Source organism: Gottschalkiaceae bacterium SANA (assembly GCA_036323355.1).
GTDB lineage: Bacteria > Bacillota > Clostridia > Tissierellales > GPF-1 > GPF-1.
Map to the genome: position 1 here is coordinate 2,223,691 of AP028876.1, position 17,127 is coordinate 2,240,817.

General features: G+C 44.8%; 11 protein-coding genes. 2 read left to right on the plus strand and 9 right to left on the minus strand.

What is annotated here, in order from left to right; all coding sequences use genetic code 11:
• Positions 1 to 27 precede the first annotated feature (27 nt).
• Genes carB through argC form a run of 6 tightly spaced genes read right to left on the minus strand, consistent with a single transcriptional unit; the run spans position 28 to position 8,520 of the window.
• The gene (gene carB / locus AC25CA_RS10660; protein WP_486813805.1) at positions 28 to 3,159 is read right to left on the minus strand and encodes a carbamoyl-phosphate synthase large subunit; all 3,132 of its coding nucleotides are present in this window, start codon (positions 3,157 to 3,159) and stop codon (positions 28 to 30) included.
• Positions 3,152 to 4,222 (minus strand): carbamoyl phosphate synthase small subunit, encoded by a 1,071-nt coding sequence (locus AC25CA_RS10665; protein WP_486813806.1) that lies wholly within the window; start codon positions 4,220 to 4,222, stop codon positions 3,152 to 3,154. Before AC25CA_RS10665 ends, carB begins: the two co-directional genes overlap by 8 nt.
• Positions 4,219 to 5,382, minus strand: coding sequence for an aspartate aminotransferase family protein (locus AC25CA_RS10670; protein WP_486813807.1), 1,164 nt, complete (start codon positions 5,380 to 5,382; stop codon positions 4,219 to 4,221). Before AC25CA_RS10670 ends, AC25CA_RS10665 begins: the two co-directional genes overlap by 4 nt.
• On the minus strand, positions 5,382 to 6,251 hold the full coding sequence (gene argB, locus AC25CA_RS10675) for an acetylglutamate kinase (RefSeq protein WP_486813808.1): 870 nt from the start codon (positions 6,249 to 6,251) through the stop codon (positions 5,382 to 5,384). Before argB ends, AC25CA_RS10670 begins: the two co-directional genes overlap by 1 nt.
• Before the next feature lie 10 nt (positions 6,252 to 6,261).
• Positions 6,262 to 7,470, minus strand: a complete 1,209-nt coding sequence (gene argJ / locus AC25CA_RS10680) for a bifunctional glutamate N-acetyltransferase/amino-acid acetyltransferase ArgJ (protein ID WP_486813809.1) — start codon at positions 7,468 to 7,470, stop codon at positions 6,262 to 6,264.
• A gap of 9 nt (positions 7,471 to 7,479) precedes the next feature.
• Complete coding sequence (argC, locus tag AC25CA_RS10685) at positions 7,480 to 8,520, minus strand: N-acetyl-gamma-glutamyl-phosphate reductase (RefSeq protein ID WP_486813810.1); 1,041 nt, start codon at positions 8,518 to 8,520, stop codon at positions 7,480 to 7,482.
• A 235-nt stretch (positions 8,521 to 8,755) separates the two neighbouring features.
• On the opposite strand from argC, the gene AC25CA_RS10690 reads away from it, so the two are divergent.
• Both AC25CA_RS10690 and argH read left to right on the plus strand, forming a co-directional pair.
• Complete coding sequence (locus AC25CA_RS10690; RefSeq protein WP_486813811.1) at positions 8,756 to 9,976, plus strand: argininosuccinate synthase; 1,221 nt, start codon at positions 8,756 to 8,758, stop codon at positions 9,974 to 9,976.
• Between the two features lies 1 nt (position 9,977).
• On the plus strand, positions 9,978 to 11,348 hold the full coding sequence (gene argH, locus AC25CA_RS10695; RefSeq protein ID WP_486813812.1) for an argininosuccinate lyase: 1,371 nt from the start codon (positions 9,978 to 9,980) through the stop codon (positions 11,346 to 11,348).
• Between the two features lie 81 nt (positions 11,349 to 11,429).
• On the opposite strand, the gene AC25CA_RS10700 is transcribed toward argH, so the two are convergent.
• From AC25CA_RS10700 to AC25CA_RS10710, 3 genes are all read right to left on the minus strand, one after another.
• On the minus strand, positions 11,430 to 13,115 hold the full coding sequence (locus AC25CA_RS10700; RefSeq protein WP_486813813.1) for a peptide ABC transporter substrate-binding protein: 1,686 nt from the start codon (positions 13,113 to 13,115) through the stop codon (positions 11,430 to 11,432).
• Between the two features lie 213 nt (positions 13,116 to 13,328).
• On the minus strand, positions 13,329 to 15,053 hold the full coding sequence (locus AC25CA_RS10705; RefSeq protein WP_486813814.1) for a peptide ABC transporter substrate-binding protein: 1,725 nt from the start codon (positions 15,051 to 15,053) through the stop codon (positions 13,329 to 13,331).
• A gap of 335 nt (positions 15,054 to 15,388) precedes the next feature.
• Complete coding sequence (locus AC25CA_RS10710; RefSeq protein WP_486813815.1) at positions 15,389 to 17,104, minus strand: ABC transporter substrate-binding protein; 1,716 nt, start codon at positions 17,102 to 17,104, stop codon at positions 15,389 to 15,391.
• Between the last annotated feature and the right edge of the window lie 23 nt (positions 17,105 to 17,127).

Genomic DNA, 17,127 nt, shown 5'->3' on the forward strand with positions numbered 1-17,127 from the left:
TCATAGAGGATGACAAGAAAAAAGAGGTCAAAGGACCTCTTTCCTATAATTCTGTACAATATCCACTTGAATGGGTCCACTTGTCTGCCAATATTCCAGCGCTTCCAAATAGGCTTCCACCGTATCCGGACTAGAAAAGCAGGGCAAGTCATAGACCAAGGCTTGCTTTCGAACGTTTCCAATCAAATCTTCTTTTTCAGAATGACCCAGCGTGGTGTCCAAAATCCACTGTAAGTCTCCAGCTTGAATTGATGATTCAACCATGCTGCCATCCAATTCATCAATCAAGTCATAACCAACGGCTTGCAATTTTTCCTTTACCGCTTCATCTTGGCCAGCCACCCAAATTTTCCCCGGAGTTTGAAATTGAATGCCCGCACCCAAAAAACCTTTGTACAAAGCTTCTTGATAAGTCTTCCCCAGACCCAAAACCTCGCCCGTCGATTTCATTTCAGGTGACAAAAGCGGCAATACACCCACCAGCTTTTGATTAGAGAAAACCGGTACCTTCACCGCAACTAGAGGACGTTCGTCCATCAAACCGGTTCCAAAACCCAGATCGACCAGTTTTTTCCCCAACATTGTTGAGATGGCAAGGTCCACCATGGGGACTCCCGTCACCTTCGATAAAATGGGTACCGTTCTTGAAGCCCTTGGGTTGACCTCTATCACATATAATTTTCCCTTTGCTAACACATACTGAATATTCATCAAACCCCTTACATGCAAGGCCTTCCCCAAAACACGAGTCGTTTCCAGAATCTCCGCCTGCATGGCTTGAGAAAGATTGCGAGGGGGATAAACACTGATGCTGTCGCCAGAATGGACACCCGTACGCTCCACATGGGTCATGATTCCAGGAATCAGGATTTCCTCTCCGTCGCAGATTGCATCAACCTCCAATTCCAATCCTTCGATATACTCATCGACTAAAATCGACTGGCCCTGATTCTCAATAATGGCATTTTGTACATAATCGATCAAGTTCTTCTCGGTTTTAACAACCTGCATGCCCCGTCCGCCAATCACATAGGAAGGGCGTACCAAGACCGGATATCCAATCTCATTCGCTTTTTCAATGGCCTCTTTCACCTCATGAACCGCTCCACCAATGGGACGTCGAACACCAAGGGCTTCCAATAGCCATTCAAAGCGATTTCGATCCTCTGCCGCATCCATGGACTCCACACTAGTACCCAAGATTGAGACACCGCGTGCCCGCAATTTCGGCCCAAGATTAACCGCCGTTTGCCCGCCAAATTGCACAATCACTCCTTTAGGCTTTTCCGCACGAATCACATTCATCACATCATCCACAAACAAGGGTTCAAAATACAATTTATCTGCAATATCAAAATCCGTGCTGACCGTCTCGGGATTGTTGTTAATTAAAACCGCTTCAAAACCCGCTTTCTGAATCGCTTGCAAGGCATGCACGGAACAATAGTCAAACTCAATCCCCTGACCAATTCGAATGGGTCCCGAACCAATTACCAGAATCTTCTCCTTGTCGGAGCTAACTCGCTCATCTTCCCAGTCATAACTGGAATAATAATAGGGTGTCGCCGATTCAAACTCCGCCGCACAGGTATCCACCATCTTGTAGATGGGGTAAATGCCCTTGGCACGGCGCAATGCATCAATTTGCTCTTCAGGTAAATTGGTCAGCGACTTGATTTCCTGATCAACAAATCCCATTCGTTCGGCTTCAACAAGCAAATCTGTTGTTAAGGCTTCGTGAATCAAACGGTTCTCCATCTCAACCATACGTTGAATTTTTTGCAAAAACCAGGCATCAATCTTCGTACGACTGCCAATGGTAGCCACAGAGTAGCCGCGGCGAATCAACTCTGCCAGTTCGAAGATCCGCATATGGGTCGGCCTTTCAATCTTGGCGAAAAGGACATCATCGTCAAAGGCCTTGACCTTTGAATTTCCAAGCCCCACTTCATCGCCCTCCAAAGAAACAATCGCCTTAAACAAGGCTGATTCAAAGGAGCGAGCAATGGCCATCACCTCTCCTGTTGCCTTCATCTGCGTACCCAAGCTATTGTCCATCTCTGCAAACTTGTCAAAGGGCCATTTAGGAATCTTCACCACCACATAATCGAGACTCGGTTCATAGGATGCCATGGTCTTTTGCGTCACCGCATTTGGAATCTCATCCAACCACAAACCCAGGGCAATCTTTGCCGCCACCTTAGCAATGGGATAACCCGCTGCCTTTGATGCCAAAGCTGAAGAACGACTCACCCGTGGATTCACCTCGATCACTACATAGTTCTTGCTATCCGGATCCAAGGCAACCTGCACATTGCATCCACCTTCAATTTTCAAGGCATCAATAATCGTCAAGGCCGATGTTCGAAGCATCTGCGCTTCGTTGTCCGTTAGGGTTTGCGTAGGTGCCACCACAATACTGTCTCCTGTATGCACCCCCACCGGATCAAAATTTTCCATATTACAAACGATGATGCTGGTACCATTGGCATCCCGCATCACTTCATACTCAATTTCCTTCCACCCTGCTACACTCTGTTCCAACAAAACTTGTCCAATTCGACTCAAGGAAATACCCGTATGCAAGATCGTCTTCAATTCCGCTTCCGTACTGGCGATTCCGCCTCCTGTTCCACCTAGGGTATAGGCTGGACGGACAATGACGGGATATCCAATCTCTTTGGCAAAGGCAAGCCCAGTTTCAACGTCTTCGATAATCTTGCTTTTTGCGACAGGTTCTTCTATCTCTTCCATTAACGCCTTAAACAGTTCCCGGTCTTCCGCCTTCTGGATCGCCTGCAGGTTGGTGCCCAAGAGTTTGACGTCATAGAGATCCAATACGCCCGCCTCACTCAACTCGACTGCCATATTCAAGCCAGTCTGACCGCCCAAGGTCGCCAACAATCCATCCGGACGTTCTTTCCTGATAATCTCACTTAACACAGAAAGAGTTAAGGGTTCGATGTAGACCGCATCCGCAATGCTTTCATCCGTCATAATCGTCGCCGGGTTGCTGTTGACCAAAACAACCCGCACCCCTTCTTCTCTCAAAGCGCGGCAGGCCTGGGTACCGGCATAGTCAAATTCAGCTGCCTGACCGATGACAATGGGGCCAGAACCAATAACAAGTACCTTTTTAATCGATGGATCTTTAGGCATCTGCTTCCCCTCCCTTCAGCCATTGGTCAAATAATTCATGATAATCCCACGGACCTGGCCCCTCCTCGGGATGAAACTGCACTGCGGCAATTTCATCTTTCGGTATGATAAAGCCCTCTAAAGTTTTATCATTGACATTCTCGTGCGTAATTACAATTTCTTCAGGCAAATCATCTCTCGCCACCGCGTATCCATGATTCTGAGCCGACATTTTCACCTTTTTCGTTTGCAAGCATCGGACCGGATGATTCGCCCCCCGATGGCCAAACTTCAACTTGTATGTTTGGGCACCATAGGCCAAGGCAATCACCTGATAGCCCAGGCAAATTCCCCAAATCGGAAGTTTTCCCCGCGCATCTTTTACCAATTGAATGGCCGCCTTGGCATCTACCGGGTCCCCAGGTCCATTGGAAAGCAACAAACCATCAACCCCTTTTGCTTTAATTTCATCCCAGGTCGCATGGGGTGAAAAGCAGGTAATTGTCAGCTCCATGCGCTTTAATTGATTCAGAATTCCATCCTTGAGTCCAAGATCAACAACACCCAAGTGATAGGCTCTTTCCCCAGCAAAGTATCGACTCCCCCGCGAAACAGCATCCACACGTCCAAAATTTGTTTTATAGGCTTTCAGCTTTTCCAAGTCTTTGGCTCTTGGCTGATCCGGCGTCAGAAGACATCGCATCACCCCTTTGGATCGAATCTTTTTCGTTAGGGCCCGGGTATCCAGGCCGGAGATCGCTCCCTTTCCTTGGCTAGTCAAATAAGTTTCAATCGAAAGCTTACTTTCATAATGAGAGGGTTCGCACTCCATTTCTCTTACAACCAATCCTGCCGCATGCATGGTAGCCGATTCAAAATCATTGAAGTTGATTCCTGTATTCCCGATCAAAGGAAAGGTCATGACCACCATTTGCTCGTCATAGGAGGGATCGGTTAAAATTTCCTGGTATCCCGTCATTCCCGTGTTAAAGACAAGTTCCCCAATAGCTGCTTTCTTGGCTCCATGCCAATTCCCCTTGAGTTCTGTACCATCTTCTAAAAGAAGATATCCAATTGACTTCATGCATCCATCACTTCCTGTAAGATCGCGATCATACGATCAATATCACCTTTAGTAACCACCAATGGCGGCACAAAGCGGATCACATTGGCACCAGCGCCCACGAGCAAGAGCCCCTTCTCCGCACAAGCCTTGCAAATAGGTCCTGCTGGAATATCAAACTCAGCGCCAAGCATCAAGCCCATTCCACGCACTTCAAGCAAATGATCCGTCTTCAAATTCAAGAGCTGCTCTTTTAAATAGGCGCCCATTTTTTGTACATTTTCAAGAATGTTCTCTTCTTCCATTACAGTCAGTACCGTAGCCGCAGCACGGGTTACCATGGGATTGCCGCCAAATGTCGTCGCATGGTCACCCGGCTTGAAATTTGCTGCCGCTTCCTTGGTCGCCATCACTGCACCAATTGGCAATCCGCCGCCTAAACCTTTCGCAGTCGCTACAATATCTGGACGCTCGCCGAATTGCTGATAGGCAAAATAGCTACCGGTTCTACCATTCCCAGTTTGCACCTCATCAATGATCATCAAGAGTCCCTTGGTCTTGCACCATGCCTGAACCGCTTGGTAGTAGTCACTTGTTACCGGATGGATTCCACCCTCACCTTGAATGACTTCAAAAAGCACCGCTACCGTTTTATCCGTTGTTGCCGCCTTCACCGCTTCTAGGTCCATAAATGGCACATGAATAATGCCCGGCACCAAGGGCGCATATCCCTTTTGATACTTAAGCTGTCCCGTTGCAGACATGGCCCCAAAGGTTCGTCCATGAAAGGACTGATTCATGGCAATAATCTCATATTTGTCGTCACCGCCACTTTTCCGCGCCAACTTGATGGCACCTTCCACGGCCTCCGCCCCGCTGTTGCAGAAGAACACCTGATCCATCCCGCTCGCCTTGGCCAGCAACTGGGCCGCTTCTACCGACGGAGCCGTCCAATATAGATTGGAGACATGCAAAAGTTTCGACACTTGATCCTGAAGCGCAGCCACCAATTTCGGATGACCGCCACCCAAGCTGTTGACCGCAATACCTGCCACAAAATCTAAATATTCCTTACCCTCTATATCCGTGACCGTGCAGCCCTTGGCCTGATCAATCACGATTGGTGCCGGCGCGTAGGTCGGCATCATCACTTCTTTTCCAATTTCTATCCAATTTTTCATTATTTTTCATCCTCCTTGATCATGCTACCAATCCCCTGATCCGTAAATACTTCCAACAATAAGGCATGATCCCAGGTCCCATTCAACATATGCACCTGTTGAACCCCTTGGTCCAAGGCCTGCAAACACATCTGAATTTTCGGGATCATTCCGCCCGAAATCCAGCCTGCTTCCATGCCAGCCAAAGCGTCTTTTCGATTCAAAGACGAACAAAGGGTCGATGGATCCTCGGGATCTTTCATAACACCATCTACATCCGTTAGAAATACCAATTTTTCAGCATTCAAGGCACAGGCAATGGCAGATGCAGCCTCATCTGCATTGAGATTTAACGAATTTCCATTTAGATCAAATCCGATTGGTGCGATTACGGGCAAATACCCTTGCTCCAACAGAAGTTGCACATACGCTATATTCACCGTCTTTACACTTCCAACAAAGCCCAGATCGGCACCCTCAACTTGCTTTTTTTCTGCCAACAACAAGCCAGCATCCTTGCCCGAAAGTCCAACGGATTTTGTACCAGCCTGAACGAATAGACCAACAAGCTCTTTATTTACCTTTCCTGCCAAAACCATTTCCGTCAATTCCATGGCCGGCCCGTCGGTAATGCGAAGCCCATTATGAAACTTGGGCTCCATTCCAACCTTTTCCATCCAACTCGAGATCGCTTTTCCGCCGCCATGAACAACAACCGGGAGCATGCCCACTTGTTTCATGAGGGCAAGATCACGAATCACTTGGGCCTGCAAATCAGGATTGGTCATTGCACTGCCGCCATATTTTACAACGACGATCTTGCCACTGAATCGTTGAATATAGGGAAGCGCCTCGGTTAATATCTTTGCTTTTTTTACACTTTCAACCATGGTGGCCTCCTTATGTTCGATACTCGCCATTGATCTTCACATACTCATAAGACAGGTCACATCCCCATGCGGTCGCACTTTCCTCACCGTCCTGGATGGTAACCAAAACCTGAAGCTTCTCTTCCGACAAGATTTTTGCGGCAACGTCTTCATTAAAGACAATAGGAACGCCCCCTTTCATCAAGTCAATCAAGCCTTGCTGGCTCTGAATCTGAATACCAACTTCCTTGGGGTTGAAATCTGCGCCCGAATAACCCATCGCACATAAAATTCTCCCCCAGTTGGCGTCTTCACCAAAGAAAGCTGTTTTCACCAGACTAGAAGAGACAATCGAGCGCGCCATTCGTTTTGCCGCCTCTTTCGTAGCCGCTCCAACCACCTGTGCCTCGATCAGTTTTCCCGCGCCCTCTCCATCGGAAACAATGGCAATCGCCAAAGTCTGATGAATCTTAAAAAACGCCTCTTTAAAGGCTTGATAGCCTTGGCCGTCTTTACTAATCAATACATTTGACTGCCCATTTGCAAAAACGGCTACCGTATCATTGGTACTGGTATCGCCATCCACAGAAATCATATGATAGCTTTCATCCGATGCTTCTTTCAACAATTCCTGTAACAAAGCAGTCTCAATTTTCGCATCTGTTGTAACAAAGGCCAGCATGGTTGCCATATTGGGATGAATCATCCCCGATCCCTTTGCCATGCCCCCAAGTGTAACCTCTTTCCCCTGAATTTCGATTGTCATGCTTGCCTGTTTAAAGAAGGTGTCCGTCGTCATAATCCCCTGACAAGCATCATCATCCGCTTGTTGAGACGAATCCAAGAAATTTGCAACCTGAGGAATTCCAGCTATGATCTTTTCGATAGGAAGTGGAACACCAATTACACCTGTGGATGCAATTAAAACCGAAGTTTCCGGAACCGAAAGCGTCATCGCCGTTTGTGCAACCATCTTTTGAAGATCCGCATCCCCCTGGTCTCCAGTACATGCGTTGGCGTTTCCACTATTGATGACAAGGGCCTGAAGGGGCTTGCCCGCTTTCAGCAGGGATTCGCCCCAAATTACAGGAGCCGCTTTTACCACATTCGTAGTGAAAAGCGCAGCCCAATTCATAGGCGACTTGCTGACCATCATGGATAAATCTTTTCTTTTTCTCTTTACACCCGTATAAAAGCCTGCGGCTTGAAATCCCTTTGGTGCCGTAATTCCTCTTGACATAACATCCTCCTATCCCGGGAATTGCCCTACGGACAACAATCCCAACTCCTCTGACCATCCGGCCATTAAATTCATATTTTGAATGGCTTGACCTGCAGCTCCCTTAATCAAGTTATCAATACAAGAAACAACAATCACGCGATTCGTACGTTGGTCAACCCGCCATGCGAGATCACAAAAGTTACTTCCTTTCACCCATTTGGTTTCCGGCAAGGTTCCCTCTGGCATGATCCGTACAAAGGGTTTATTTATGTAAGCCGTTTGAAAGGCCTGATCCACTTGGGTCTTCGAAACTCCATCTTTCAAACTCGCATACATGGTGACCAAAATACCACGGCTCATGGGCAATAGATGGGGAGTAAAATTCAATGTAATGGTTTGACCAGCCGCTTGAGACAAGGTCTGCTCAATCTCTGGTGTGTGGCGGTGAGTCGCAAGGCCATAGGCTTTAAAGTTCTCGTTCACCTCTGCATAATGCACCCCTTGACTCAGGCCTCGACCAGCACCCGATACACCAGATTTTGCATCAAGGATGATTGTTTCTCCTTGAATCAAACCTTCCTTTAATAAAGGATTCGCTGCCATGGCCGATGCAGTAGGATAGCAGCCAGGATTAGACAATAGCTTTGCTTCCTTGATCGCTTCTTGATTCCATTCCGTCAACCCATAAACCGCTTCCTTTAATAAATTCTGTGAACCATGTTTGGTTTGATACCACGCTTCATAGGTCGCTAGGTCCTTGATTCTAAAATCGGCTCCAATATCAATGACTTTGACTTGACTCAATACGTCTTCAGTCACCCAATGGGAAGCAACACCATGAGGTAGAGCCAGGAAAACAAAGTCTAAATCTTCAAGATCTTCTTTTTCAATTTTTTCGGAGAAGTAGAGCTCCGTTCGTCCCATAAAATTTCTATATAAGGCTGCTATTTTTTGCCCAGCCAATTGGCGTGATGTAATCTTTGTTACTTCCACTTTTGGGTGATCCAATAAGATTCTCAATAATTCTTGCCCAACATAACCCGAAGCACCAACTATTCCTACTTTCATTTCTTCCTCCTCGATTCATTCTTCTTATGATTATTTTTTATAATTATACATTTTATCGTATTGTTATGCAAGTGCTATTTTATATTTATTCGCTATCCTTATTATATACACCCGTCTTTATCAGGATTCTCTTGCAATAAATTCCAACATAAAAAATATTTATACATTTAGCTTGCATTATTATAAGCGTTTATGTATAATTATAAAAAATCAAATGAATTTAAGGAGACTCAATATGAAGAAAAAAGTCGTACTTGCCTATTCAGGCGGATTGGACACAACAGCTATCATCGCATGGTTAAAAGAAACCTATGATTATGAAATTATTGCTGCCTGCATTAATGTAGGACAAGGGAAAGAACTCGTTGGCATGGAAGAAAAAGCACTCGCCTCAGGGGCCAGTAAGATCTATATCGAAGATCAAACTCAACAATTCCTTGAGGAATGCGCTTGGCCAACCTTAAAAGCCGGTGCCATTTACGAAAGTAAATATATGCTGGGCACATCCATAGCACGACCGGTTATTTCTAAGCGATTGGTTGAAATCGCACAAATGGAAGGCGCAGAAGCGATTTGTCACGGCTGCACCGGAAAAGGCAACGATCAGGTACGTTTCGAACTGACTATCAAGGCCCTTGCACCAGATATGAAAATTATTGCGCCTTGGAGAATTTGGGATATGCAATCCCGTGAAGATGTAATCGAATATTGCGAGAAGAAGGGCCTAACCCTTCCTTGGAAGAAAGAAGAGAGCTACAGTCGAGACCGAAATATTTGGCACCTAAGCCACGAAGGCCTTGAACTTGAGGATCCCTCTTTGGAACCTGACTACAAAAAATTGTTGAAGATGACAACTAGCCTTGAAGAAGCGCCAAACACCCCAGAGTATGTTACCATCGGCTACAAAAAAGGGATCCCCGTTTCCATCAATGGCGAGATCTTGTCTACCGTTGCTTTAATGGAAAAAGCCAATGAAATCGCAGGCAAACACGGCGTCGGACTTGCCGATATCGTAGAAAGCCGAATCGTTGGCATGAAGTCTAGGGGCGTGTATGAAACACCAGGCGGAACTTTGCTTTATACCGGCCACCAAGAGTTGGAGCATCTTTGCCTGGACAAACAGACCTATTCTTACAAACAAGTTCTCGGCATCAAGTTCGCAGAACTGGTTTACAGTGGCGAATGGTATACCCCACTTCGTCAAGCCTTAAGCGCTTTCGTTGACTCCACTCAAGAAATGGTGACTGGAACCGTTACACTGAAGCTGTACAAGGGAAATGTTATTCCTGCTGGGGCAGAGTCCATTTACTCGCTTTACAACGAAGATATCGCAAGCTTTGCTACTGGCGACTTATACGATCATAAAGACGCAGCTGGCTTTATCAACCTATTTGGCTTGCCAATGAAGGTACGAGCTATGATGTTGGATCAAGTCAACAAAGGAAAGGATGAATAGAATGAAATTATGGGGCGGAAGATTTTCACAGGCAACACATAAAGAAGTAGATGCTTTTAACGCTTCCATCCCCTTTGACTACCGAATGTACGCGGAAGATATCGAGGGGAGCATGGCGCATAGCAAGATGCTGCACAAACAGGGCTTTTTCTCCGACGAAGAACTAAAAGCAGTTGAAACAGAGCTCACTTCCCTGAAGAGTGAGATCGAAGCTGGAAAAATCGATTGGAATATCGAATACGAAGACATTCATATGCATATTGAAGCCTTGTTGACCGAAAAATTGGGTGCAACAGCAAAAAAAATCCATACGGCGAGAAGTCGAAACGATCAAGTCGCACTGGATTTTAAGTTATATGCCAAAAAACAGGCAATCGCAGCAAAAGAACAGCTGACAAGACTTGTACATGTATTGACAGATATTGCTGCTCAGCATACGGAAACCATCCTGCCGGGCTTCACCCATTTGCAGCATGCCCAGCCCATCACCCTAGCTCACCATCTAATGGCCTATGTTGAGATGTTCTTACGAGATATCGATCGAATGGATTCGACGCTTCAGCGCATGAATCTGTCCCCTTTAGGAGCAGGCGCCCTGGCGACAACAACCTTGAATATTGATCCACTTTTTACCGCCAAGGAATTGGGTTTCACTGGTGTGATGCGAAACAGTCTAGATGCCGTATCGGATCGCGACTATTTATTGGAATTAATGAACCACAACGCCTTGATTATGATGCACTTAAGTCGATTTAGCGAAGAGCTGATCATTTGGAATTCAACCGAATTTAGCTATATTCGATTCCAAGACGCCTTTGCCACTGGCAGCAGTATGATGCCGCAAAAGAAAAACCCCGATCTGCCGGAATTAATTCGCGGCAAAACAGGGCGTGTCTATGGAAGCTTGGTCTCACTTTTGACCACCATGAAAGCCTTGCCTCTGGCCTATAACAAAGATATGCAGGAAGACAAGGAAGCCTTTTTTAATTCCAGCGATACCGTTTCTCAGTGCTTGTCGATCTTTACCTTCCTCTTTGACGAAGGCATCCTCTTCAATAAAGAGAACATGCTCGCTTCAGCAAAAAAAGGCTACCTCAATGCCACAGACTTGGCAGATTATCTGGTGGAGCGCAAAATTCCATTCCGAGACGCTCATCATATCGTCGGCGAATTGGTCGCTCTAGCAATCGCAAAAGGACTTCCTTTAGAAGAACTTTCTCTGGAAGACTTTCAATCGATTCATCCTCAGATCGAATCGGGTGTATATGCCTTTCTTGAATTGGATGCTTGTATCAATCGAAGAAATCAACCTGGAGGACCAGCGCCAAACCGTGTCCTCGATCATATTCATTTTGTTAAATCGAATTATTAAAAAAAGCCCATGGATTAAGCGACCCTCCTTATTGAGAGCCGCCAGTCCATGGGCCTTTTTCCTTTTATTTATTCTTTTACTCTACTTTTCAATTGATGTCCATTTGAATTCATTGTCAACTCCAACTGGGAATCGAACCAATCCTTTTACATATTCACGTTCTACCATGTTCCGTGCTCGATAGTAGACTGGTGCAACTGGCATTTCTGCGTCCAGAATTTGTGCAGCTTCGATCATCGCATCCATTCTATCATTCCCAGCTGTTACCGTCGCTTTTTCAATCAAGGCATCATACTCAGAATTTGACCAGAAAGCATTGTTATTTCCACTTCCTGTAATCATTGTATCCAAGAATGTCATTGGGTCATTGTAGTCAGCACCCCATCCTGCTAAAGAAATGGTATACTCTTTTGTATTATATTTGTCCAAACGGATTGCAAAAGATACCGCCTCAACAGGAACTGAAATTTCAAGAGTTTCTTTCCACATTTGTTGGAAAGCCTGGCCAAATTTCTTAGCTACGTCAGACTCGCCAGTCAAGTAAGTCACATGGGCAGCCAATTGCTCACGAGTTTTGCCAATCTCAGCCAATCCCTCGTCCAACAAATCATTTGCCTCAGTAATTCCAGCTTCTCCCATGGTTCCAACATCCTTCAAGGTGATTCCCGTTTGTCCCGTGAAGTCTCCACCGTCTTTTCCAGGAATTCCTGTCGGTACAAAGGCACCGGCTACCACAGATCCATTTGCCAACACATTATCAACAAAAGCGGATCGGTTCAAAGCCATGGAGAAAGCTTTACGAATCTTCACATTGGAGAAGAATTCATCTTCACAGTTATATTGCATGTACCAAGTCGTTGCCACTGGCATAGAAATGAACTCTTCTGAATCACGGTATTTGTCCAAGTATTCGCTTGGCACAGCGATCGTATCCAATTCACCCGTTTCATACAGGTTGATTGGTGTATTCAAATCCACTAGCATATCGCCTTCAATGCGCTCTAATTTTACAGCTTCCGCATCCCAATATTGATCATTTTTCACCATATCTAGTCTTTGCTCTTGCATCCAAGTTTCCACTTTAAATGGACCTGATGAAACCATGAATTCAGGCGCTGTTGCGAATTTTTCACCAAATTCAACTACACTGGCTTCTTGTACTGGATAGTAAGTGATGAATCCCAACAAAGACAAGAAATATGGGGTCGGTCGCTCAAGAGTGACCTCCAAGGTTTTTTCATCAATCACTTTCACCCCAAGCTCATCAAGTGCAAGTTCACCCTTGCTGATTGCCTGTGCATTCTTGATTGGATACAGTTGATATGCATACTGGGCTGCTGTTGCCGGATCGACAACACGGCGCCATGAAAACAGTACATCATTTGCTGTAATAACCGATCCATCATCCCAGTTTGCGTCACGTAAAACAAAGGTATAAATGGTTCCATCTTCAGAAACAGTCATTGATTCTGCAAGACCCGTTCCAATTAAAGCTTCTCCCTTGGGATTCAATCGAACCAAGCCTTCCAAAGTATCATTCAAAATCATAATTGATACTTGGTCTGTCGTTGTGGCTGGATCCATATCCGGTGGATTTGCTCCCCAATTTACGCGCAGGGTTTGCTCCGACGTTGTTTCTGTCTGCTCTGCTGTTGCTTCTGTTTGTTCTGTTGTTGTTGCAACAGTCGGCTCGCTGTTGCCACAACCGGCTAATCCTACAGATAAAATCATTAGAACCGCCAATAGTAGTGTCATCTTTCTTTTCATTATATGTCCCCCTTATGATGGTAATGCTTAGGTTAAATTTTACGTCTCGTAACCATCTTTCGCAAGAGAAATTCATAAGATTGAAGCTTTCTTAATCCTCATTACAATCCATTCATATTCTCTCGTTCGTTCTTGTCACATGCAAAACGTTTCCATGAATTTTTTGCAACAAAAAAGACCCTCTAAAAGAGGGTCTTTCTATCTTTTCAATTCTTACATGTTCGCTTTCGCGTACTCTTCAGAATCGATATAGGTCCATTTATACTCATTATCTACACCAACTGGGAATCGAACGATTCCTTTCACGTATGGTTTTTCAACAAAGTTACGTGCTCGGAAGTAGATAGGAGAAATTGGCCATTCATCCCACAATACTTGTTGTGCATTGATCATGTTTTGGATGCGATCATTTCCAGTTCCGTTGATCGCTGCTTCGATATTCATGTCATACTCTGGAGATCCCCAGAATGTGTCATTGTTACCGCCGCCAGTTACGAACATATCCATAAATGTCATTGCATCAGCGTAGTCAGCGCCCCAACCTGCTAATGAGATTGTGAATTCGCCAGAGTTGTATTTGTCAAGACGGATTGCAAATGAAACGGCTTCGATTGGTACATCAATACCAAACGCGTCTTTCCACATTTGTTGCAATGCTTGACCCAACTTTTTCGCTACGTCAGACTCACCAGTCAAGTAAGAAATATGAGCGCCCAACTCTTCACGAGTTTTGCCAACTTCTGCAAGACCTTCGTCTAACAATTTGTTTGCTTCGTCAATCGCTTCTTGTCCTTTTGAACCAGCATCATAAACTTCGCCAGCACATTGCTCGTTGAAGTCGCCGCCATCGATTCCAGGGAATCCTGGAGGAGTCAATGCCCATGCAACTTGAGAGCCGTTAGCTAATACGTTGTCTACGAACGCTTGGCGGTTAATCGCGATCGAGAATGCTTTACGAATTTTCAAGTTAGAGAAGAATTCGTCAGTACAGTTAAATTGAAGGTACCAAGCTACAGCTTCTGCCATATTTGTGAACTCAGCAGAATCGCGATACTTGTCAAGGTATTCAGTTGGAACACCGATTGTATCCAATCCGCCAGTTTCATACAAGTTAATTGGAGTATTCAAGTCGACAATCATATCGCCCTGGATTTCTTCCAACATTACAGAATCTTTGTCCCAGTAGTTTTCATTCTTCGCAAGATTCAATTTTTGCTCTGGAATCCACTCAGATACTACATAAGGTCCTGAATAAACCATTGTCTCTGGGCTTGATGCATACGTATCACCCATTTGCTCAACTGCTGCTTTTTGAGCCGGTAGATACGTGATGAAAGAAGTCAAAGATAAGAAGAATGGAGTAACTCGCTCAAGCTGAACTTCTAAAGTCATGTCGTCAAGCGCTTTAATTCCTACTTCTTCTAGGCCGATTTCGCCATTGTTTGCTGCTTGTGCGTTTTTGATATGGTACAACTGGTATGAATATTGAGACGCAGTTGCAGGATCAATCGCGCGCAACCATGCATATTCGAAATCATATGCTGTGATTGGAGATCCGTCAGACCACTTTGCATCACGAAGTGTAAACGTGTAAAGTGTTCCATCTTCAGAGATTTGAACATCTGCAGCCAAACCGCTTCCAACTACTGCTTCGCCTTGTGCGTTCAAGCGAACCATTCCTTCAAGAGTTGCATTCAACACTTGGAAAGATACGGTATCAGTTGTTGTTTGCGGATCCAAATCTGGTGGGTTAGAACCCCAGTTTAGTCGCAAAATTTGTTCTGCCTCAGGTGCTGGTTCTACTGCTGGTTCTTCCGTTGCCGCAGGTTCCTCTGTTGCTGCAGGCGTTTCAGTCGCCGCAGGTTCAGTTTGCGTACATCCAGCAAAGAATGTTACTGTCATTAGAACAACTAATAACAATGCTAGCAATCGCTTCATTCATTCGTCCTCCTTATTTTTTGATGATCGTCGAGGCGCAATCGAAACCTACTCCCTTATAAAGCCAAACCGCCATTTTCAGCTTCATAAAAAAGACATAATCCTTAGGCTTCTTTTACGTTTCCTTAACAACTAATTCCATTATAAATACTTTGCATGTAACTGTCAATAAGTTCTTGCGAGCTCATGAAAACGTTACCAATCTTATAACCATGCGATTTTCAAAGCAATTCCTTGGGTTTTCCCATGCAATTATTTACCAAATTGACATCAGATTTTAGATAAAATTCATAGTTTTATGACAGATTAGCAATAGTCAATTCATAATTTCAACCCTACTTCAAGGATAGATTTTGACTTGCAGGCTTCCTTAAAATCAGTTGTTTTGCCTGATCCGCCCATCCGCTGAATGCCGATGGTTGAAAATTTTCCACCCGGTCGTTTACGCCCATCATTTCCACATTATACGAAAGAAAAAGGTAGGGAAGATCAGCATTTGCAATGCGAATCCACTCTTCAACCAACTCTTCTCGCTCTTCCTCACGAACCGTGCCAAGTACCTCTAAAAAGATCTCTTCTGCCTTTTCATTGCCATAACCAACGCTATTGTAGCCCCCAACTCGATCAGATTGCTGATCAAAAGTGCCTTGCATTTGCTGCTCTGAACCAATCACCCAATGCAAGGTATAGGCATCAAAATCCCGTTGGAAAAAAACACGATTCAATAATTCGTTAAAGGATAAAAATTCGACATCCATATCGATGCCTAAATCCCTCAAATTCGAACGCAAAAGTGCAGCAACATTATAGGAATAATTAGACTCTGTATAAGTCGACAAGGTAAATTGAAACTCTTTGCCGTCCTTTTCGAGAATCCCGTTTCCATCTAAATCCTGCCACCCCGCCTCTTTCAAAAGTGCCTTGGCCTCTTTGGGATCATATGCGTACTCGTCTAACCCATCGATGGGTAACGCCGTCTGATAAGACGCCGGGGCATTGCATACCTCTCCATAACCCTTATAAAAGGTCTCAACAAAGAAAGCGCGATTGATACCGTGCATAAAGGCCTGTCGCACTTTCACATCCTGAAACATAGGATCTCGCAAATTCAATCCAATATAACCATAAGAATTGGAATCGTGAGAAATTAGATTCACTAGCGAACTTGAATTCAGGCGCTGTACATTCTGCGGATTGGGATTAATTGAAGCAATATCCAACTTACCGGCAGCTAAATAATAAATACTATTCGCATCATAATTTTCCAGTTTAACCAGTTCAATTCCATCTATATTGGCCGACTGTTGATAATACTCCTCATTGGCTTCGAATTGGAGGCTTTGGTCTGTATGGTCAATCAATCGAAAAGCGCCACTGCCAATGGGTTTGCCATTCAAGGCCTGAAAATCCCCCCAGGAATCCACCTGATAAATATGCTTGGGCAAAATTCCAAATTGAAAGTCATAAAGCTTCAAGACATTGGGTTCGGTCAATACAAATTGAATGGTTCGCTCGTCCAAGACCCGGATACCTGAAATTCCATCAATTTCACTCTTACGCTGATTGAAGGCGCGCGCACCTTCTAGATCCATGACCTTGTCTGAAAAGGGTCCCTGATAATAAGGACTCGCCAAAAAAGTATAGGTAAAGGCAACATCTTCCGTAGTCAATGGCATGCCATCATGGAAGGTGATCCCTTCCTTTAAATGAAAGGTATATATTGTTGCATCATCGGAAACCTCCCAAAAGGCGGCCAGCTCCGGTATCAAATCACCTTGCACATTGAGATCGACTAAACTGTCAAACACCAACTCGCAAACCTGCTCTTCTCCGCTGGTGGTTGCCAGTAGTGGATTGTACCGATCACCGATATTCTTCTCCGCAACAACCAAACGGTTTTCATTTTTTTCTACTGCAGCTGGCAGATAATCCGCATTCTTTTGATTTTCTGATCCCCCAAGTCCAACAGGAATCATATTGTAGGTATAATAAATCAAAGCACCAAAAAGGATGATCAAGGCAATTAAATATTTTTGTATGGATCTCAGCATTTCATCCTCCTTTTTCTTTATGC